This is a genomic window from Halobaculum sp. EA56 (genome assembly GCF_051195075.1).
Classification (GTDB): domain Archaea; phylum Halobacteriota; class Halobacteria; order Halobacteriales; family Haloferacaceae; genus Halobaculum.
Genome location: NZ_JBNTJX010000014.1, coordinates 13,052 through 33,587, shown reverse-complemented (window position 1 = coordinate 33,587; position 20,536 = coordinate 13,052). Strand labels below are relative to the sequence as shown.

The window sequence follows — 20,536 nt, the reverse complement described above, 5'->3', positions numbered from 1 at the left end:
ACGGGGCGACCGTCAGGCGAGGCTGAACAGCCGTTCCCCCGTTCCGACCGGGAGATCGGACGGCGGTAGGGCGCGGTTTCCGCTACTTCCCCTCGCTTGTCCGGCCGTCCTTGAGCCGGTCGAGCCCGAGCGTCGCGATGAACAGGGTTCCGCCGAGGTACAGAAGCGACTGCGGGTTCGTGACCAGGGTGTTGCTGTAGCCGATCACCGTGCCCAGATACCCGAGCGCGGAGGCCGTCCATCCGAAGCCGGTGATCCCGGCTACCTGATCGAGGGCGTTCTCGTTCGTTCCTAGTTTCTGTTTCAGTGACATGGGGAGCACACTCGGCGTAGGAGCTGCTTACCGAAGCAGGGTTATGAAAATAATTTCACGCTACCGCGGTATCCGTGTCATTCGAGGGATACTGTCGCCGAGTAACGTACCCGTTATCTGCATCGTCTCTGTCGATCACTCACTGCCGTTCGGTCCGACCGAGGGCCGCGAACACGAGAACCGAGACTGACGGACGCACACATCGAGGAGTACGCCGTCCCAGGTGGCGAATCCCTTCACGAAGGTACGTCCGACACATTAAGCCGACCGGCGTGTGTCGGTCGTACGTGCCCGGAACCGACGACATCCATCGCCTCGCGGAGATGACGTGGCGGGAGGTGGAGGCGGCCGTCGAGGAGACGCGAACGATGCTCCTTCCGGTCGGGAGCACCGAACAGCACGGCCATCACATGCCCCTCGGGGTCGACGTGTACATGCCCGAGGCCGTCGCCGAACGCGTCGCCGAACGGACCGGCTGCCTGCTCGCTCCTCCCGTCTGGTACGGCGTCAGCCCGCATCACACGTTCAAACCCGGAACGTTCACGGTCGAGAGCGAGACGTTCCGGCACTACGTCAGGGACGTCTGCGTGTCCGCCGGGGAGTGGGGGGTCGAGAACGTCCTGCTCGTCAACGGCCACTACCTCGTGCAGGACCCGGAGCTGGACGTGGTCGTGCGCGAACTCACGAACGACCACGACGTGCGGGCGTTCCACGTCCCCCTCGTCTCGGGGTTCGAGGACGCCGCGACGGCGGTCCGGACGAGCGAGGTGTCGTTTCACGCCTCGGAGTTCGAGACCAGCATGATGCTCGAACTGTTTCCCGACCTCGTCGACATGGAGCGCGCGGAGGCCGTCGACGCCCCCGACGACGCGCTCCCGATGACCGATTACGACGCGTACGGCGACAACCGCGTCGGCTGGGCTCTCTCGGCCGACCGGATGGACGAGCTGACGCCCACCGGCGCCCTCGGCGACCCGACGGTCGCCACCCGCGAGAAGGGCGAGGCGATGGTCGAGGACGTTGTCGGCAAGGTCACACAGCTCGTGAACGCGCTCGGGGGACTCGACGGCGGCGACGGGCCCGTCGACTGACGGCTCGGCGCGGGATCAGCGCGGTCGGGCGGACCGGGCCCGACGGAGAACGTCAGTGAACGGGGGCGAGGACCGACTGCGTCGGTCGTCGACTCGTGCCGGGGGACCTACGCCGACCCGTGATCGTGGCCGAGGACGAGGGCCGCGGCGTTGGCCAGCAGGAGGCCGACGATCACGACCAACCCGTCCGTCGAGACGCCGCCGGCGAGCAGCGGGAGGTAGACGAACGGCAACACGATGGCTGCGTAGAACGCCAAGGCGCGGACCGGGCCCAGGGCGGCGGTCGCCCCCGGCACCGCGGCGCCGGTAAGGGCCTCCTTCAGGTCGGCCGGCTTCGACACCGCGTCTCGGACGCGGGAGACGGAGGGAATGGGAGTGGAGGGGGTCATCGCTCGTCTTCTCAATGCACCCCTCCCCACAAATAGTATGACGAGCATTCGGGACGGTTCGGACCTTTCACCGGCGACACTGCGGGACCGTCCGTCGTTTCACGACGGGCCGAGGATCGGGCAGACCGTTCATCGACTTCGCTGAGGCTTTGTTTCTGATCGGGACGCGGCGGCGACCGTTACCGCCCGTCTGCGTTCGACGGTCCGGCGCCGTCGGCGTCCCTGCCGTCCTCGTCGACGTCCGCGGGACCGGCGCCGTCCATCCCCGCGGCGCCGTCCATCCCCGCGACGCCCCCCAACGCGTTCCCGACCTCCTCGGGGTCGAGGTCGCGGTCGTACTCCTCGTCGGCGTAGAGGTGACACGCGACGGCGTGGGGGTGGCCCGTCAGGACGGGGTCCTCCTCCTCGCAGGGGGAGGCGAACGCGTCGCGGAGGCGGTCGGCGGCCTCCTCCTCCCGCCCGTTGGCGAGGATCTCGAGGGCGTCCTCGACGGTGTCCATGGTCGCCCCGGAGAGGCCCCCCAGGTCGAACTCCTCGCGGAGCGCGCGCTTGAACGCGACCGGGTCGCGCTCGAACGGCTCGTCCCCGTCGTGTTCGCTCGCGAGCGTGTCCCAGACCGACTCCGCGGAGAACCCCTGCCGTTCGAGGCGGTCCCGGAGGTCCATCACCCCGCGGTACTGCTCCTGCGGGATGTCGACGGTCACGGGCTGGATCACCTTCGGGCACCGCGTCCGGAAGTGACACCCCGACGGCGGGTCGCGCGGCGAGGGAACGTCGCCCGACAGCGCGTCGACGCGGCGGCCCTGCTCCTCCACGGACGCGCGCGGGACGGACTCCAGCAGCGCCTCCGTGTAGGGGTGCTTGGGCGACTCGAAGATGTCGTCGGTCGCGCCGGTCTCGACCACCTCGCCGAGGTACATCACGGCGACGCGGTCGCAGATGTGGCGGACGACCGAGAGGTCGTGGGCGATGAACAGGTACGTCAGCCCGAACTCCTCCTGGAGGTCCTCCAGGAGGTTGAGGATCTGTGCCTGCACGCTCACGTCGAGCGCCGAGACCGGCTCGTCGAGGACGACGAACTCCGGGTCGAGCGCGAGCGCGCGGGCGATGCCGACGCGCTGGCGCTGTCCGCCCGAGAACTCGTGCGGGTAGCGGTCGATCTGGTCGGCCGAGAGCCCGACGCGTTCGAGCAGCTCCATCGCGCGGTCGCGGCGCCACTCGCGCTTCGAGCGCCCGTCGTCGGGCGACTCCTCCGGGAGGCCGTGGATCTTCAGCCCCTCGCCGACGATGTCGCCGACGGTCATCCGCGGGTCGAGGCTGGAGAACGGGTCCTGGAAGACGATGCCCGCGCGCTTGCGGAACCGCGTCAGCTCCTCACCGGACATCTCCATGACGTCCTCGCCGTCGAACTCGACGGTGCCCGCGGTCGCCTCCCGCAGGCGCAACAGCGTCTCGCCGGTCGTCGACTTCCCGCAGCCGGACTCCCCGACGACGCCGAGCGTCTCGCCGGGGTACACGTCGAGGTCGACCCCGTCGACGGCCTTCACGCTCGTGGGCTCGCGCCCGAGCAGACGGTCGAACAGCGAGTCGTCCTCGAAGTAGTACTTCTTGAGGTCGCGCACCCGGAGCAGGGGCTCCTCGCCGGCCTCGCGGCCGGCGGTCGAGGCGGCGTCGGGCGCCCCCCGCCGGCGGTCACTCATCGCCGCGCACCCCCTCGTTCCGCCCGAAGTGGTCCGCCGGGAGCGCGTCCGCCTCCGCGAACTCACGCCGGGTGAGCACGCAGCGGGCGGCGTGTTCGTCGCTCCCCGGATCGGCGTCGTACTCGGGGATCGGCTGGAGGCAGTCGGTCATCGCCTTCGGACAGCGGTCGGCGAAGAAGCACCGGCCGCCCATCTCTTCGTCCAGCAGCGAAGGGACGTTCCCCTCGATCGGCTGGAGGCGCGGCGCCGGGTCGTCGAGGTCGGGGATCGACCCGATCAGCCCCTGCGTGTACGGGTGGACGGGCGACTCGAACACGTCCGGAAGCGTTCCGCGTTCGACGATCTGGCCAGCGTACATGACTCCCACGCGGGTACACATCCGCGCGATAACGCCCAGGTCGTGGGTGATCAACACCACCGAGGTGCCCTCCTCCTCCTGCAGGTCGCGCAGGAGGTTCAGGATCTGCGCCTGGATCGTCACGTCGAGCGCGGTCGTCGGCTCGTCGGCGATCAGCACGTCCGGCTCGCCGGCCAGCGCCTGCGCGATCATCGCGCGCTGGAGCATCCCGCCGGAGAACTGGTGGGGGTACTCGTCGGCGCGCTCGGCGGGGTCCGGGATGCCGACCTGTTCGAGCAACTCGATCGCGCGGTTCATGCTCGACTCGGAGGTGTAGCCACGGTTCGGGAGGAGCGTGTCGACCACCATCCGGCCGAGCCCGTACCCCTGCGAGCGCGAGCGGGTGCGCCGCGGGTTCGCGCGGGCGCGCCGCTGCACCTCGACGGCCTCGGCGATCTGTTCGCCCACCGTGATCGAGGGGTTCAGCGACGACATCGGGTCCTGGAACACCGTCGAGAACGCCGGCCCGCGCAGGGCGCGACGGACGCCCTCGGGGAGGCGGCGCGTGTCGACGAAGTCGCCGTCGACGGCCGCCGGACGGTCGTCGCGGAACTCGTCGGCGAGGTCGGCGTCGCGGTACCACACCTCGCCGCTCGTGATCCGCCCGGGCGAGTCGACGAGGTCGATGAGCGACAGCGCCGTCACCGACTTGCCCGACCCGGACTCGCCGACGATGCCGAACACCTCGCCGTCGCGGACGGTGAAGTCCACCGACTCGACGGCGTTCACCTGGCCCTCCTCGGTGAAGAACCGGGTGGAGAGGTTTCGAACCCGGAGGACGTCGTCCGCGTGCCCCTCCGGCGCGCCGGCGGTCTCGGCGGCGGCACCGGTGCCGGACTCGGCATCCGCCGTGGGGGTGGAGGTGGAGTCGCTCATCTACAGTCCCCCCTCCCCCTCGATGCCGGGATCGAGCGCGTCGCGGAGCCAGTCGCCCACGAGGTTGATCCCGATGACCGAGAGCACGATCGCCAGCCCGGGCACCGTCGCGATCCACCACGACGACGAGAGGTAGTCGCGTCCCTGGGCGATGTCGAAGCCCCACGAGAGCGTCGTGCCGGAGAACCCCAGGAACGACAGCGCCGACTCCAGCAGGATGATCGCGGCGACCTGGATCGTCGCCAGCACGAGGATGGGCGTGATCGCGTTCGGCAGGACGTGCCGGAACACGACGCGCACGTCGCTGGCGCCGAGCGCCCGCGCGGCCTTCACGTACTCCTCCTCGCGGATGGAGAGCGCCTCGCCGCGCGCGATGCGCGCGAACCACACCCAGTTGACGAAGCCGACGACGAGGATGACGACCGTCGGCAACACGAACGTCTCGGGCATCGGCGTCGGCAGGCCGACCGCCTCGCGGAACGATCCCGCCACCCCGGTGGTGACGAGCGGGTCCCTGACCGCGACGGCGACGTCCGCCTGGAAGCGGCTGAACAGCCCGATCAGCGCGATCGCGAGCACGAGCGACGGGAACGCCAGCGACACGTCCGCCGTACGCATCAGCAGGTCGTCGACCCGGCCGCGGTAGTAGCCGGCGACGAGCCCGACGGTGACGCCGAGCGCCGCGGCCAACACGGTGCCGAGCAGCCCCACGAGCAGCGAGGTCCGCGCGCCGTAGATGGCCCGCGAGAGCATGTCCTGCCCGAGGGAGTTCGTCCCCAGCGGATGCTCGGCCGTCGCGTTCACCGTGACGTTCGTCGTCACCGTCTGGACGCTCCCGTTCACCATCTCGGTGCGCGTCTGTTCCTCGGTGTCAGTGAACCCCAGCGGCGGGAGCTGTGCCCGGTCGAGGTCCTGCGTCCGCGGGTTGTGCGGGGCGATCATCGGCGCGAACACCGCCGCCAGCACGACGACGACCACGAGGACCACGCCGATCCGTGCGAGCCCCGACGAGCGGAACTCCTTGCGGAGGTTGCGGACCGTCCGCGGCGAGATCGATAGCGGACCGATCTTCATTCCGCCACCACCCGCGGGTCGAGGTACGCGTACAGCGCGTCCACCGCGATGTTGAGCAGGACGAACCCCGTCCCGATGACGATGAGGCTCCCCTGGAGGATCGGCCAGTCGCGGGCGTTGATGGCGCGGATGATCTCCGAGCCCAGGCCGGGCCAGGCGAACACCGCCTCCGTGATGACCGCGCCGCCGATGAGCGTCCCCAGCTGGAGACCGAGGACGGTCACCACCGGGACGAGCGTGTTACGCAGCACGTGTTTGTAGCGGACGAGCGTCTCGGGTAACCCCTTCGCTCGCGTCGCACGGACGTACCCCTCCGACAGCTCGTCGAGCATGCCCGAGCGGACCAGCCGAGTGATGAGCGCGGTGAAGTACGTCCCCAGCGTGATCGCCGGCAGGAACAGCGAGGCGATCCACTCCGTCGTCACCTCGAAGAACGGTGCCGGTCCCGTGATCGCCGCCAGCGACTCCACGAACCCGTGTGCGCGTCCGCTGGTCGGGAAGACGTTGAACTCGACCGAGAAGATCAACACGAGCATGATCCCCAGCCAGAAGTTCGGCGTCGAGATGCCCAGCAGCGAGAACGTCGTGGCGGCGTAGTCGGCCGGCTCGTGCCGGCGCGTCGCCGAGATCACCCCCAACGGGATCGACAGCGCGACGGCGACGACGCTCGCGGCCACGGCCAGCTCCAGCGTCGCCGGCAGCTTCTGGAACACCTGCACCGACGCGGGGATGCTCGAGATGTACGAGTACCCCATGTTCCCGTGGAGGAGCTCCCAGAGGTAGTCCAGGTACTGAACGTACAGCGGCTCGTTCAGGCCGAGCTCCTCTGCGATCCGTCGTCGCGTCTCCTGGCTGGCGTCCAGCGGCGCCACCGTGTCGATCGGCGACCCCGGCGTGATGAACCGCAGGACGAACACCACAGTCACGACTCCCCAGACGACTCCCACTCCCTGTACGCCGCGCTTCAGAAGAAATCGGCCGTAGCCCATACCGACCTAGTTGGACTCGCTCGGCAGGCTCTGTGCCTCGTCGAGAAGGCGGTCGAGTTCGTCGTTCTTGTAGGAGGTGAGCGCCCCGTCGCTCGCGAGGAGCGGCTGGATGGTCTGGATCGCGTCGAAGGTCGCGTTGCCCCACCCGAGCAGGTACCAGTGGGGCTTGTCCTCGATTTTGCCCGTGGTCACCTGGCTGACGAGCGTCGAGAACTCGACCTGTCGGGCCGTCGCGCTCACGTTCGGGATCTCGTCGACCTGGGCGGCGACCGCCTGCGCGATCTCGACGTCCTTGAGGTAGCGCCCGATCGGCGTCACGAGCTCGACCTCGGCGCCGGCGTAGCCGGACTCCTCGACCAGCTGCTCGGCGCGGTCGAGGTCGCGCGGGTACGGGTCGATGTCGCCGTTGTACCCGAAGAAGCCCTCCAGCGTCGGCTGGCCCGTGGGGTCGCCGAACGTCTGCAGGACGTTCTCGATGATCGAGTCGAGGTCGACCGCGTAATTGACCGCCCGGCGGAACTGCGGGGAGTCGAACGGCTCGACGTCGTAGCGCATCGCGTTGAAGATGATCCGCGTGGACGGGACCGCCGCGATGGAGGTACCGTCGTTGTTCTCGACGCGCGAGACCTCCTGCGGGGGAACGTTGACGACGATGTCGGACTCCCCGCTGAGGAGGCGGTTCACGCGGGTCGACGACTCCGAGGCGGAGTTGATGGTGAACGTCGAGATGGCCGCCGGCTCCCGCCAGTAGTCGTTGTTGCGCTGGAACTCGACGGCGACGCCCTGCTCGTAGTTCGAGAGCTGGAACGGGCCGGTCCCGTCCATGTTCTGGTTGATGTAGGCCTGGTCGTTGCTCTCGACCCAGGACTTGTTCATGATGTCACAGTAGGTCGCGAACGACGCGAACACGATCGGGTTCAGCCCCGAGAGGTTCACGTTCACCGTTCGGTCGTCGGTGGAGGCGACCTCCGCGCCCTCGACGCCGATGAGCTGGTCGACCTGCGGCGACTCGATGCCCACGTCCGGCTTGACGATCCGGTTGATCGAGTAGGCGACGTCCTCGGGGGTGAGCGAGTCGCCCGAGTGGAACGAGACGTTGTCGCGGACGGTGAACTGAACCGTCGTCTCGTCGAGGCGCCGGTAGTCGGTCGCGAGCATCTCGATCACCGAGCCTTGCGCGTCACGCTCCAGCAGGCCCTCGTACGCCTGCAGGACGATGTTGTCCGTCGGCGTCTCGCGGTGGTCCTGCGGGTCGAGCCCGGAGTCCATCTGCGACTGCGTCATCACCACGTCGTCGCCGGAGTCGGTCGCCGGCTCGATGGCGTACGCCTCGACCGTCTCGTCGCGGCGCGGCTGCCACTCGATGTCGGCGGACTTCCCGTACACGGAGTACTGCCGGTGGAGGAACACCCACGGAGCCTGGGTGTGGCAGTGGAGGTTGGCGCGCTGGAGGTAGCCGTCGCGGGTCTCCGGCTCCGGGAGCTCTGTCGTCTCCTGCGGCTCGGTGGTCTCCATGCCGGCCCCGTCCCCGCCGGTGGTCGTCGTGGCGTCGGTCTGCTCGCCGTCGCCGTCGCCCCCCGTACAGCCGGCGAGCGTGACAGCCGCCGTCGCCGAACCCGCCGCCTGGAGGAACCGTCGTCTGCTCGTGTCCTCGTGAGACATGCCCGGAACGTTGGCGGACGACCTCTTATATGCTGGGGTACTATCCCGCACCCCAACAGATTCGGGGGTATCGGCCGAGCCGCCGGAGGCGGCCCGGGGCGATAGGTCCCGGACGGCCGTCGCGGGCGGTTACTCTCCCTCGCCCTGCGCGTCCACGACGGCGACGCCGGCGAGGTTGACGATGTCCTTCACCTCGTCGCCGCGCTGCATCACGTGGACCGGCTGGTCCATCCCCACGAGCATCGGGCCGATGGCCTCCGCCCCGCCGAGGCGCTGGAGGAGCTTGTAGCCGATGTTCCCCGCCTCCAGGTTGGGGAACACCAGCACGTTCGCGGGCCCGTCGAGCTCGGAGAAGCCGTACGTGTCCTCGAGGATCTCCTCGACGACGGCCGTGTCGGCCTGCATCTCGCCGTCGACCGGGAAGTCGACCTCGGGGTCGTCGTGGAGCAGCTCGACGGCCTCCCGCGGCTTGCGCGTTCCGGGGTTGTCGACGGAGCCGAAGTTGGAGTACGACAGCATCGCCGCCCGGGGTTCGACGTTGAACCGGCGGGCGAGCGTCGCGGTGTGTTTCGTCACCTCCGCGAGCACCTCGGCGTCGGGCGCCTGGTTGACCGTGGTGTCGGCGCAGAAGACGACCCGGTTCTTGAACGTCAGCATGTACACGCCGGCGACGTACTCGGCGTCCTCGGCGGTGCCGATCACCTGCAGCGGCGGCCGCAGCGCGCTCGGGTAGTGGTGGGTCAGCCCCGTGAGCAGCGCGTCAGCGTCGCCCTGCTCGACCATCACGCTCCCGAGGTAGTTGGTGTCGCGGCGGATCAGCTCGCCCGCCTCCGACCGGGTGATCCCCTTGCGCTTGCGGAGTTCGTGGAGCCGGTCGGCGTAGCCGTCGGTCGCGTGCTCCTCCTCGGGGTCGACGACCTCCGGCTCGAAGTCGAGCCCGAGGTGGGCGGTCGTCGACTCGATGACCTCCCGGTCGCCCAGGAGGACGGGGTTGGCGATGCCCTGCTCGGCCATCTGGTAGGCCGCCCGGATCATCTTCTCGTCCGTCCCCTCCGCCAGCGCGACGCGCTTGGGCTCCGAGCGGGCCTTGTTGAGGACGACGCGCATCATCTCGCGGCTCTTGCCGAGGCGTGCCTCCAGCCGCTCGGCGTACTGGTCGGTGTCGACCTCGGTGCGGGCGACGCCGGACTCCATCGCGGCCTCCGCGACCGCCGGCGCGACCTGGAACAGCACCCGCGGGTCCAGCGGCTTCGGGATGACGTACTCCGGGCCGAACTGCAGCGGCTGGTCCCCGTACGCCTTCACCACCGCGTCGGGCACGTCCTGGCGCGCGAGGTCGGCCAGCGCCTCCGCGGCCGCGCGCTTCATCTCCTCGTTGATGTCGGTCGCGCGCACGTCGAGGGCGCCGCGGAACAGGAACGGGAACCCGAGGACGTTGTTCACCTGGTTCGGGTAGTCCGAGCGGCCCGTTCCCATGATCACGGTGTCGTCGCGTGCCTCCTTCGCGTCGTCGTAGGTGACCTCCGGGTCGGGGTTCGCCATCGCGAAGATGATCGGGTTCTCCGCCATCGACCGCACCATCTCCCGGCTCACGATCCCGCCGACCGAGAGCCCGACGAACACGTCCGCGCCCGCCATCGCGTCCGCGAGGTCCCCGCCCTCGCCCTCGCTGGCGAACTGCGCCTTGTAGTCGTTCACGTCGCCGGCGGCCGCGCGCTCCTCGGTGATGATCCCCGAGGAATCACACATCGTGATGTTGCTGGCGTCCGCCCCCAGCGAGACGTAGAACTTCGCCGTCGCGATGGCGGAGGCGCCCGCACCGGAGAAGACGATCTCGAGGTCGGAGAGGTCCTTGTCGACGATGTCGGCCGCGTTGATCAGGCCCGCCCCGGAGATGATCGCCGTGCCGTGCTGGTCGTCGTGGAACACGGGGATGTCCATCCGCTCGCGGAGGCGCTCCTCGATCTCGAAGCACTCGGGCGCCTTGATGTCCTCCAGGTTGATCCCGCCGAACGTCGGCTCCATCGCGGCGACCGACTCCACGATGTCGTCGGCGTCCTCCTCGTCGAGTTCGATGTCGAACACGTCGATGTCGGCGAAGCGCTTGAACAGCACCCCCTTTCCCTCCATCACCGGCTTGGACGCCTGCGCGCCGATGTCGCCGAGGCCGAGCACTGCCGAGCCGTTCGAGACGACGCCGACGAGGTTCCCCTTCGCCGTGTACTCGAAGGCGCGCTCGTCGTCGGCGTCGATGTCGCGGCACGGCGCGGCGACCCCCGGCGAGTACGCCAGCGAGAGGTCGCGCTGGGTGTTCGTCGGCTTGGTCGTCGATATCTCGATCTTGCCGGGCGGGTCCGATCGGTGATACTCCCGCGCGTCGTCGTCGAGTCCCATACCGGGGCGACCGCAGGGCTGGAGAAAAAGCTACCGAGCGGACAGGTGCGGACCGCCGCCGTCCGCGCCCGATGCGTCCGATCCCGCGGCAATCGGATCCGGATCCGCCCGGTTCGTAACTCGGTTCCGAGTGGTCGATCCGGGTCGGCCAGTCACCCGTGGTCGCGACGGCGGCGGTCCCCGCCGTCGCGAGTCTCGCGCTCGTCGCCCTCGCGTGTGTCGCGTTCCTCGTCGTCCTCGCGGGGCGCCGTCGCGGGGACGAACCCCCCGAAGCCGTCGTCCGCCGCCCCGTCCTCCGAGTCGGCGTCGGCCGAGTCGTCTGCGTCGGGACCGTCGTCGCCGTCGTCGCCGCCGGTCGTTGCCGCGGTGTCGCCGCCGTCGTCGCCCCCCTCGCCTCCGGTCTCGGCCTCGTCTCTGTCGCCGTCCCCGTCGTCGCGGTAGTGGCCGATCAGGTCGAGCCCCGACGAGAACCGGCCGAGCGCGGCGAGTTCGTACGTTCGGGTGAACGTCACCGTCAGCACCCGGACCGGGAGGCCGACCGCGACCACGAACAGCGGGATCCCGACGACGGCCGCGGCGACGAGGCCGAGACCGAAGCCGACGCCCATCCCGAACTCGGCGCCCATGCCGCTCGCGCCGCCGGCGCCGCCGGCGACCGCGCCGACCGCGAGGCCGACGACCCCCGCGATCACCGCGACGACGAGCAGACCGAGCAGCAGCAGGATCGCCGAGACGATCGAGACCCCGATGCCGACGAGCAGGTGCATCACGAGGTACACGAGCGTCTGCCACGGCTGGCCGCGGAGGGTCGGCCAGACGCGGCGCCACCCGTCGATCACGCCGCCGCCGTCGGCCACCATCGCCGGGACGACGAACTCGCGGGTGAACCGCGCGAGCAGCACGTACACGACGACGTACACCAGGACCACGAGGCCGAGGGCCGCGAGCGCCAGCGGCCGGTCGACGAGGCGCTCGACCGGCATGCCGGTGAGCAACGCGATCGCGGCGACCGCCGCGGGGGGCACGAGGAACGCCGCGAACAGGCCGATCTGGAACCCGAGGTATCGCAGGCCGTTCACGAGGTGTTCCCGGATCCCCCGCCGGAGCCTGAGGTCGTCGCGCGCGATGCCGTCGACGAGGACGAACTCGAAGACCGGGGACAGCACCACCGCCACGAGCGCGACGGTCACGCCGAGGAGTATCGCCGCGATCCCGACCGCACCCACGGCGGCGGGCAGCCAGTTCGCCTGTATCGGTACGGGGGCCGGAACTGTCCGGGAGAGGGAGGGGACCGCCGCGAGGAGGATCGCGGGGAGCGTGACGAGGAGCGGCGCGACCGACGACGCGGCGCCGGGGCCGCTCCCGAGGCCGCCGGAGCCGGCGAGGCGGGCGGCGAAGTTGCCCGCGTTGCTGAGCGCCTGCGTGCCGCCGCCGCCCCCGCCGCCGGCGAAGAGGGTGACGACCGCCGTGCGCGCCCAGCGTCCGACCGTCGCGGGGAAGAGGAACCCCCGCGTCGCGTCGATCGCGTCGTCGACCGCGTCGACGCCGTGCCAACTCATGGCGGCACCTCACAGGCGTGGGACATGAAAGTTGTTCCTCGCTCGGGGTCGGAATACCCGGCGAACCCGTCGGTAGCTCGCCGGCGACCTCCCCGGAACCGGTCCGCCGCTACCGCGTCAGGATCGACGGACGGGGGACCGTCGTGCCGCCCGCCTCGACGGTATCGGTCGGCCACCGGTCCGAGTCGGTGAGCACCTCGACGCCGTCGGCGGCGACGTAGGCGGTGTCCTCGCTCTTCGCGCCCCGGACCGTCGGGTTCCACGCGTAGGCGGCCTCGGCGGCGACGGGGGCGTCGCTCCCGGGCGTCGCGAACCACTCCCGGCCGGCGTAGCCGGTCGCCCCGCCCTGGTGGTGCTCGCGCCACTCGCCCTCGTACCCCTCCTCGGCGTACGCCTCGCGGATCGCGTCGAAGACCTCGCCGGCGGTGCCGTCGTCGCGCCCGGCGGCCTCGCGGGTCGCCGCGAGCGCCCGCGCCTCGACGCGCTGGGCGGCACGGTGCCGCTCGTCGAGCCACTCCGGCGGGTCGAACGCGACCGTCCGGGTGCAGGAGGCGTGCAGGCCGCCGCGGCGGGCGGTGACGATCACCAGCGCGTAGTCGCCCAGCGCGGCGTCGGTCGGCGTCGGGTGGCGGTACTCCGGCGCGCGCTCGCTCCCCCCGACCAGGACGACCGGGGCGTCGATGTTCCGGCCGGCCAGCGAGATGCGCAGTCCCGCGGCGACCTCGTGTTCGGTGTCGCCCGGTTGCAGCTCCCGGCACACCGTCTCGGTCGCCAGCGCCACCTCCCGACCGAGGTCGCGGTAGGCCGCGAGGTCGTCCTCGCTCAGGCGCAGGCGCAGCCGCGTCGGGTCGACCGCCTCCAACCCGGGGACCTCGAAGTCGGCCGCGGCCGGCGTCGGCGACCGCGCGGCGACCGACTCCGCGAGGGAGGCCTCGTACCAGTCGTCGGCCGCGACGGACATCGACAGCTCCGCCGGGAGCTCCTCGGCCGCGAGGCGCTCGGCCTCGATGTTGTTCGTGACGACGGTCCACTCGCCGTCCCCCAGGTAGCCCGCGGCGGCGTCGCCCACGTCGGCGCCCGCGTCCACCCGGTTCGAGCCCCCCGTGAGCCACGCGAACGCGTTCGGCCGCGCGAACCACACCGCCTCGTACCCCTCCTCGGCGAGGAAGCGCTCCAGGCGCTCCTCGCGCTCGTCGACGTCGACCATACTCGCGGGTCCGACCGGCCGGGCTTCAATGCGGCGGCATCGTCATCGACCCCCCGAACCGACGATGACCGACCGGCCGCCGGGGACTGCGTGTCGCCCGCACCCACGCGCGGCGCACGCGTGCGCCGCGCTCCCGCGGGCGACCGGGGAGAGGCGGGGGGCGGAATCGTCGACGCCGAACGGCCGGCGGAAACGACGTGCTCGTCGGACGCCGGGGTGGGACGTTCGCGGTCGTTCGTGTCGTCACCCGCCGGTTCGTCGTCCCGGGGGCGACGACGGGGACGCACGACCCGGAGATCGGACCACCGGCGACGAACGATCGGACCGAACCCCTAAAGAGGCGATACCCGAAAGGCACGAGGTAATGATGACGACGCTCGGGAGCGCGAGTGCGCCCCCCGGGGAGTTCGACACCGGTCGGCTCGAGGTCGGCGAGGCCCGCGACGGGTCCACCGTCGGGCTGCCGGTCGCGGTGCTGAACGGCGCGGCGGACGGGAAGACGCTGTACGTGCAGGCGGTCAGCGACGGCGACGAGCTCAACGGCCTCGGGGTGATCAACCGCCTCGTCCCGCAGTTGGACCCCGAGGAGGTCGCCGGGCAGATCCTGTTCGTCGGGATCGTCAACTACCACGGCTTCCAGGTGGCCGAGCACCGCAACCCCATCGACGACACGAAGATGAACCGCGCATACCCGGGCGACGCCAACGGCACCTCCTCCGAGCGCATCGCCGCCGCGACCTTCGAGGCGGCCAAGCGCGCGGACCTGGTCGTCGACCTCCACCAGGGACGGACCTCCCGGATGATCGACGAGGTCCGGGTGCGCTGCGGCCCGCGCCACCGCCTCCACCGCGAGTGCCTCGAACTCGCGAAGGTGTTCGGCACCGGCTACGTCCTCGACCAGAAGGGTCCCGACGGCCAGCTCGCGAGGGCCGCTCCGGACGAGGGCATCCCCACGATCGACCCCGAACTCGGCGGCGCCGTCGGCTGGGACGAGGAGTCGATCCGGATCGGCGTCGAGGGCATGTTCCGGGTGCTCCGCTACTACAGCTTCCTCGACGGCGACGTCGAGCGCGACCTCCAGACCCGCGCCTCCGGGTTCGACCAGTACGGCTCGCCCGCCGGCGGCCTCGTCACCTACGAGGTCGACCTCGGCGAGCGCGTCTCCCGCGGCGACGTGCTGTTCGAGGTGACCGACGCCTTCGGGACGCTGAAGGCCCGCGTCACCGCCGACAACGAGGGGATCTTCTGGCGCTCGCGGCGGCTCCCGCAGGTCGCCACCGGCGAGTACGTCTGCTCGGTCGGCACCGACGTGGATCAGTTCTAACGAACCTCTTTTGACGGGGTCCTCCTCGTTCGCTACGCTCACGAGAACTCCGGCCTCACTCGCGGCGAATCGGCTCGCTTCGCTCGCCGAACAGCACCGCCCGGGGGTTCCGGATCGCCAGAACCGTCACCTACTGGTTCCTCGCTCCCGGTCGCTCACGTATGACCGCTCCGCCGCTCCGCTGCCGCGACTGCGGTACCACGTACGCCGACCGCTGGCGCTGCGAGTGCGGCCACCCGCTCGATTACGCCGAACGACCGCTCCCCGACGGCCCCGCCCCCGACCCGGCCGCGTTCGACACGCGCGCGGGGCTGTGGTCGTTCGCCGAGTTCGTCCCCGAGTCGCCGCTCGTCACCCTCGGGGAGGGGATGACCCCGCTCGTCGACGCCGGGGACTGGGACGCGCAGTTCAAACTGGAGTACGTGTTCCCCACCGGCTCGTTCAAGGACCGCGGCGCCACGACCACGGTCTCGCGGGCCGCGGCGCTCGGCGTCGACACCCTCGTCGAGGACTCCTCGGGCAACGCGGGCGCCGCGATCGCGACCTACGCCGCCCGCGCGGGCATCGACGCCGAGATATACGTCCCGGCGTCGGTGAAGGACGCGAAGCTCCGCGCCATCCGGCGGGCCGGCGCGACGCCCGTGAAGACCGAGGGGCCGCGGCAGGCGACGACGGACGCGTGCGTGGAGGCGGTAGAATCCGGGGCCGGCTGGTACGCCAGCCACGCCTGGAACCCCGCCTTCTTCGCGGGGACGGCCACGGTCGCCCACGAGATCGCCCTCCAGCGCGACTGGGACGCGCCCGACGCGGTTGTCCTCCCGGTGGGCCACGGGACGCTCTTCCTCGGCGCCTACCGGGGTTTCCGCGCGCTCCGCGAGGCCGGCTGGATCGACGAGGTGCCGCGACTGCTCGGCGCGCAGGCCGCGGGGTACGCCCCGGTCGTCGAGGCGCTCCACGGGGCGGCGGCGGCCGCCGGCGACAACGACGCCGCCGACGGCATCCAGATCCCCGAGCCCGTTCGGAGACACCAGATCCTCGACGCCATCAAGGACACGGACGGCGACGCCGTCGCGCTCGGTTCGGCGGCGGTGGAGGCGGAACTGGCCGACCTACACGCCGCGGGCTTCTACACGGAGCCGACCTGTGCCGTCGCGCCCGCCGCGCTCCGCGAGTATCGCGAGCGCGGCGTCCTCGCCGACGACGCCGACGTGGTCGTCCCGCTGACCGGCAGCGGGCTGAAGACGTGAGCCGAACCGAGCCGGAGGCGGCCGAACCGTGATCACCGTTCCCGGCGAGTACTGCCCGCTGTGCGGAACTGACCTCGACCGCGTCACGGTCGAGGGCCGCGAGCGGCGCCACTGTCCGGGCTGCGACCGCGTGGTCCGGCAGAACAGCAAGCCCGTCGCGAGCGTCGTCGTGACCGACGGGAGCCGGGTGCTCCTCGGGAAGCGGGCCGTTGAGCCCAACCGCGGCCTGTGGGGGACCCCGGGCGGCAACCTCGAACACGACGAGCCGCCGGCCGCGGGCGTCGCCCGCGAGCTCCGCGAGGAGACGGGGGTCCGGGTCGACCCCGACGACCTGGACCTGTACCGGGTCGACCACGCGACGAGGGAGGGCCGTTCTGTCGTCGGGATCCGCTACGTCGTCCCCCGGGCGGCGACCGACGGCGAGCCGGAGGCTCGCGACGAGACGCTCGCCGCCCGGTTCGACACCCTCGACGGCTTCCGCGACGACGGCGGGATCAGCCCGTGGAGCCGCGACCTGCTGACCGCGGTGCTGGAGTGAGTCGGCGGCGGCGTGTCGCCCGGGCGGGAGTCGCCGCTACCGCTCCGGGTGCGTCGGCGCGTCGAACCCGCCGCGGACGAGCGGCTTGCTGATGTGTCTGCGCGCGCACGGGGGCACCTCGTACCACCCCGGTTCGAGGTCCCGTTCGACGGCCGCCGTCACCTTCCCTGGCTCGCTCGTCCCGCAGTCGCGACAGCGGTAGCCCTGGCCGGCGCCGGCCGACTCCATCGACGTCCCGCACTCCGGGCAGCCGGGGACGACCCGCTCGGCCCGGACGAGGTCGCGGACGGCGAACTTCTCCAGCTTCAGCGTCCCGTCGGCGACCTCGCCGCACGCGGTGAGGCGGTCGCCGACGCGGAGCGCGCGGACCCGGTCGCGGAAGCGCTTCGTCGGCTCGAACGCGACGCACGTGAGGGCGTCCGCGGTCGCCACACCCCCGCCCCGCGGTCCGGCGTCCGCGGACCCTCCCGACGGGTCCGTCACGGGGAAGAACACGTGCCCGCCGCGGCGCGTCTCGGGCGCGCCGGCGACCGAGCAGTCGACCCGGTAGGTCCGCCCGTCGCGCAGGTCGCCGAGGTCGCCGTCGCGGAGGTGAGCGTCGGTCCCCTGGTTCGTCACGAAGAGCGCGGCCCGCTCGACCGGCTCGGACTCGATGCCGTCGGCGACCGCCGCGACCGCCTCGGGGTCGTCGCCGCGGATCCCGTGGAGGATCGGTCCGGGCGCGTTCGGGACGCACACCGCCTCGCCCTCGCCGCGGTCGACGGTGTCCCAGGCGAGGGGGTACGCCTCGTCTGCGGCGTGGAACACGCTCGCCTCGTCCACCTCGCGGGGGGTGCCGCAGCGGGCGAACTCCCGGTAGGAGATCAGCTCGTAGGTCCAGTCGTCGAACGCCCGCCAGGCGCCGACGGCCGCGAGCGCGCCGATCCGGCCACGGCCGACGACGCCGTCGCTCCCCCCGTCCACGTCGTCGCCGGCGTCGCCCGCGGGACCCCGCCCGCCGTCGTCTCCGGCCCACCCGCGCGTCTCGAAGCCCGCCTCCGCCGCGAGCGCGAGCGCGTCGTCGAGCGCGTGGAACTCCCGGACCCCCTCGCGCGCGAACGCCGCGACCGCGTCGGGAACCTCGTCGGGGGCGCAGTCGGCGACGACGACGCCGGGGGAGGTGCGGGGGTCGTCGGCGACCGCGTACGACTCCACGAGGTCGGCGGCGAGGTCCATCGCGGCGCCCGGATCGACGCTCGCGTGGAGGGCGAGGGCGGCGTTGCCGCGGGTCTTGTGCTCCACCGCGGGGTTGAGGCGGACGAGGACGCGGCGGTCGACGGAGCCGCCGGCGTCCGCGATTGCCTCGGCCAGGAGGGCGGCGAGGTACGTGCTGCACATGCCCGCCGTGCGGGAGTCGGTGTCGTCGAGGCCGATGACCGTCACGGCGGGAGGGAGACGGCGCCCGGAATTGTGCCTTTCGCGTTCGGCGACCCCGTATAGCTCTATCGGTCCCCCGTCCGGGCGACCACCCGACGGCGTTCGACCCGGGGTCGGCGGCGGCACAACCCATATAAGGCATCGGCGGCGTATATCCGGGTATGTCCCGGAAGGCGCTGGTCGGGAACGTGACCGCCATGCTCGGGGACGGGGAGTTCCTCGTCAGCGAGCGCTGTGCGGTCCGCCCGAAGAGCTTCGACGTGGCCGCCAGGCGGGGGGAGGACCTCCTGCTCGTGAAGGTCCTCGGCAACGTCGACGCCTTCGACCGGGCGACCGGCGCGGAGATGCGTCGCCTCGGTGAGTACCTCTCGGCGACGCCGATCCTCGTCGGCCTGCGGACGCGCGACGAGGACCTCAAGCCGGGCGTCGTCTACTTCCGCCACGGCGTGCCCGCGATCCACCCGGAGACGCTGTACGACCTGGTGATCGAGGAGGTTCCCCCGCTCATCTACGCCGCCCCCGGCGGCCTCTACGTCAACATCGACGGCGACACCGTCGCCGACGAGCGCAAGGAGCGCGGCTGGAGCCTCGGCAGGCTCGCCGAGGAGCTGGGCGTCTCCCGGCGCACCGTCGCCAAGTACGAGGACGGCATGAACGCCTCCGTCGAGGTGGCCGTCCAGCTGGAGGACCTGTTCGACCGGCCGTTCTCCGACCCCGTCCGGGTGATGGAGGGCGCCGAGGAGGTGCGCGAGGCCGACCCGACGCCGGAGCCGCCGGAGGCCGACCCCGACGACGAGCGCGTGTACGCCGTGCTCTCGCGGGCCGGGTTCGCCGTCCACCCCACCCAGCGCGCGCCGTTCACGGCCGTCGGCGAGGACGAGGCCGAGCCCCGCGTGGAGTTCACCCTCCTCACGGGTCACTCGCCGTTCAACCGCACCGCCGAGAAGCGCGCCAAGCTCATGGGGTCGCTCGGCCGCGTCACCGGAACCCGCGCGGTGTACTTCACCGAGGGCGAGGACGAGCCGAAGCGCGAGTCCGTCGACGGCACCGCCATCGTCACGGCCGTCGAGCTCGCCGACGCCGACGACCCCGAGCGTATCCGCGAACTGATCCGCGAGCGGTCCGACGAGCCCGCGGAGGCCTGAGCCTCTCGTACGCGCCGGTGACCCGCGCGGACGGTTGACTCGACCAGCCATCGCCGTACGTCGTTCTCCTACACCCCGATCCGGAAAACTAGTTACCGACCGGCCGGCGGCGCGCGCGGTCTACGCCGCGCTACCGTCGCCGTACGTCTCCTCCAGGTACGCGACGATGTCGTCGGACTCGGGCATCCCCTCGACGCCGTGCTCCTCGTCGACGAGGACCGGAACGCCGGTCTGCCCGGAGACCTCCTTCACCTCGGTCCGCTCGCCGTGCGAGCGCGGGACCATGATCGACTCGTACTCCAGACCGAGTTCGGACAGTTTGTTCTTCACCTTCGCGCAGTACGGACAGCCTTCCAGCTCGTAAAGGACGAGATCGGACATTGCACCCGACGCTTGGGGACGCCCCGGTTTAAACTCCGTCGGGGTGTGCGCCCGCGGCGCGGAGGCGACGTGCGGTGCGGTGACACGATTCAGGGGTCGGAACGGGCGCTCGCGCCGCCCCGTCGCCGACCGGCGCCGGAGGGGGAGCCGGTCCCACGCGAGCGGCCACAACGGGTTTGTCTCACCGTGGCGTTCGCGCAACCATGGGGGATGCACCGACGGGAGCGGGACCTGAGGGCACGGGAACGCGAAGCGGGACCGGGTCGGGGCTGCGAGGGCGCGTCGCGCTCGTTCCGGGCGCCGCGGCCGGCGCCGGCGCGTACCTCCTCGGGTACCTGATCACGTACGTCACCCAGTCCGGGGCGGTACGCGACCGCCTCTCGGGGGTGAACTTCCTCGCGAGCCTGTTCGGCGGCGACCCCGTCGCCGCCTGGCAGGCGGTCGGGTGGTACTTCTACAACGCCCACTTCGTCGCGACGCTGTCGCCGTCGCTGGGCGGCACGCGCGCGACGAACTTCCTCTCCGCCTCCGACGCGAACCTCGCGTACCTGTACCTCGTGCCGCCGGCCGCGCTCCTGCTGGCGGGGGCGGCGGCCGCGGCGCTCCACGGCGCGGACGCCCCGACCGACGGCGCCGTCGCCGCCCTCGGCGTCGTCCCGGCGTACTTCCTGCTCGCGGTCGTCGGCGCGTTCGCGTTCGCGTACGGCGTCGGCGACGCCGGGAGCGTCCACCCGGACTACGTCACGGCCGCGCTGCTCGCCGGGGTCCTCTACCCGGCCGTATTCGGCGCTGCGGGCGGGGCCGTCGGGGCGCTGGCACGCTCGCGGTGACCGT

18 protein-coding genes are annotated in these 20,536 nt (G+C 71.5%); 6 read left to right on the top strand and 12 right to left on the bottom strand.

The window, feature by feature from the left end; all coding sequences use genetic code 11:
- Positions 1–82: 82 nt before the first annotated feature.
- Positions 83–313: a hypothetical protein gene (locus ACQUQ1_RS17490; RefSeq protein ID WP_435065589.1), complete on the bottom strand. Its 231-nt coding sequence runs from the start codon at positions 311–313 to the stop codon at positions 83–85.
- A gap of 287 nt (positions 314–600) precedes the next feature.
- On the opposite strand from ACQUQ1_RS17490, the gene ACQUQ1_RS17485 reads away from it, so the two are divergent.
- Complete coding sequence (locus tag ACQUQ1_RS17485) at positions 601–1,404, top strand: creatininase family protein (RefSeq protein ID WP_435065588.1); 804 nt, start codon at positions 601–603, stop codon at positions 1,402–1,404.
- 107 nt (positions 1,405–1,511) lie between these two features.
- On the opposite strand, the gene ACQUQ1_RS17480 is transcribed toward ACQUQ1_RS17485, so the two are convergent.
- From ACQUQ1_RS17480 to ACQUQ1_RS17440, 9 genes are all read right to left on the bottom strand, one after another.
- Positions 1,512–1,793, bottom strand: coding sequence for a hypothetical protein (locus ACQUQ1_RS17480; protein ID WP_435065587.1), 282 nt, complete (start codon positions 1,791–1,793; stop codon positions 1,512–1,514).
- 179 nt (positions 1,794–1,972) lie between these two features.
- Complete coding sequence (locus ACQUQ1_RS17475; RefSeq protein ID WP_435065586.1) at positions 1,973–3,493, bottom strand: ABC transporter ATP-binding protein; 1,521 nt, start codon at positions 3,491–3,493, stop codon at positions 1,973–1,975.
- Positions 3,486–4,766, bottom strand: coding sequence for an ABC transporter ATP-binding protein (locus ACQUQ1_RS17470; RefSeq protein WP_435065585.1), 1,281 nt, complete (start codon positions 4,764–4,766; stop codon positions 3,486–3,488). Before ACQUQ1_RS17470 ends, ACQUQ1_RS17475 begins: the two co-directional genes overlap by 8 nt.
- Positions 4,767–5,840: an ABC transporter permease gene (locus ACQUQ1_RS17465; RefSeq protein ID WP_435065584.1), complete on the bottom strand. Its 1,074-nt coding sequence runs from the start codon at positions 5,838–5,840 to the stop codon at positions 4,767–4,769.
- On the bottom strand, positions 5,837–6,829 hold the full coding sequence (locus ACQUQ1_RS17460; RefSeq protein WP_435065583.1) for an ABC transporter permease: 993 nt from the start codon (positions 6,827–6,829) through the stop codon (positions 5,837–5,839). The genes ACQUQ1_RS17465 and ACQUQ1_RS17460 overlap by 4 nt, the downstream gene beginning before the upstream one ends.
- Before the next feature lie 6 nt (positions 6,830–6,835).
- Positions 6,836–8,491, bottom strand: coding sequence for an ABC transporter substrate-binding protein (locus tag ACQUQ1_RS17455; protein ID WP_435065582.1), 1,656 nt, complete (start codon positions 8,489–8,491; stop codon positions 6,836–6,838).
- Between the two features lie 129 nt (positions 8,492–8,620).
- Complete coding sequence (locus tag ACQUQ1_RS17450) at positions 8,621–10,885, bottom strand: NADP-dependent malic enzyme (RefSeq protein ID WP_435065581.1); 2,265 nt, start codon at positions 10,883–10,885, stop codon at positions 8,621–8,623.
- 152 nt (positions 10,886–11,037) lie between these two features.
- Positions 11,038–12,444, bottom strand: coding sequence for a DUF7544 domain-containing protein (locus tag ACQUQ1_RS17445; RefSeq protein WP_435065580.1), 1,407 nt, complete (start codon positions 12,442–12,444; stop codon positions 11,038–11,040).
- Positions 12,445–12,553: 109 nt separating this feature from the next.
- On the bottom strand, positions 12,554–13,651 hold the full coding sequence (locus ACQUQ1_RS17440; protein ID WP_435065579.1) for a M24 family metallopeptidase: 1,098 nt from the start codon (positions 13,649–13,651) through the stop codon (positions 12,554–12,556).
- Positions 13,652–14,015: 364 nt separating this feature from the next.
- On the opposite strand from ACQUQ1_RS17440, the gene ACQUQ1_RS17435 reads away from it, so the two are divergent.
- The 3 genes from ACQUQ1_RS17435 to ACQUQ1_RS17425 all read left to right on the top strand — a co-directional run bounded on the left by ACQUQ1_RS17435 (position 14,016) and on the right by ACQUQ1_RS17425 (position 16,760).
- Complete coding sequence (locus ACQUQ1_RS17435; RefSeq protein WP_435065578.1) at positions 14,016–14,975, top strand: succinylglutamate desuccinylase/aspartoacylase family protein; 960 nt, start codon at positions 14,016–14,018, stop codon at positions 14,973–14,975.
- Between the two features lie 161 nt (positions 14,976–15,136).
- Complete coding sequence (locus ACQUQ1_RS17430) at positions 15,137–16,222, top strand: pyridoxal-phosphate dependent enzyme (RefSeq protein ID WP_435065577.1); 1,086 nt, start codon at positions 15,137–15,139, stop codon at positions 16,220–16,222.
- Positions 16,223–16,250: 28 nt separating this feature from the next.
- The gene (locus ACQUQ1_RS17425) at positions 16,251–16,760 is read left to right on the top strand and encodes an NUDIX hydrolase (protein WP_435065576.1); all 510 of its coding nucleotides are present in this window, start codon (positions 16,251–16,253) and stop codon (positions 16,758–16,760) included.
- 36 nt (positions 16,761–16,796) lie between these two features.
- On the opposite strand, the gene ACQUQ1_RS17420 is transcribed toward ACQUQ1_RS17425, so the two are convergent.
- A complete protein-coding gene (locus tag ACQUQ1_RS17420) occupies positions 16,797–18,182 on the bottom strand; it encodes a TiaS agmantine-binding domain-containing protein (protein WP_435065575.1) in 1,386 nt (461 codons plus the stop codon).
- Positions 18,183–18,337: 155 nt separating this feature from the next.
- Between ACQUQ1_RS17420 and ACQUQ1_RS17415 the strand changes: the two genes are divergently transcribed.
- Positions 18,338–19,321 (top strand): transcriptional regulator, encoded by a 984-nt coding sequence (locus ACQUQ1_RS17415; RefSeq protein ID WP_435065574.1) that lies wholly within the window; start codon positions 18,338–18,340, stop codon positions 19,319–19,321.
- Between the two features lie 120 nt (positions 19,322–19,441).
- Here the strand turns inward: ACQUQ1_RS17415 and ACQUQ1_RS17410 are convergent, their stop codons facing one another.
- The gene (locus ACQUQ1_RS17410; protein WP_435065573.1) at positions 19,442–19,702 is read right to left on the bottom strand and encodes a glutathione S-transferase N-terminal domain-containing protein; all 261 of its coding nucleotides are present in this window, start codon (positions 19,700–19,702) and stop codon (positions 19,442–19,444) included.
- A 203-nt stretch (positions 19,703–19,905) separates the two neighbouring features.
- Here ACQUQ1_RS17410 and ACQUQ1_RS17405 point away from each other — a divergent pair, with 203 nt between their 5' ends.
- Positions 19,906–20,532, top strand: coding sequence for a transporter (locus ACQUQ1_RS17405; RefSeq protein WP_435065572.1), 627 nt, complete (start codon positions 19,906–19,908; stop codon positions 20,530–20,532).
- Positions 20,533–20,536: the final 4 nt, after the last annotated feature.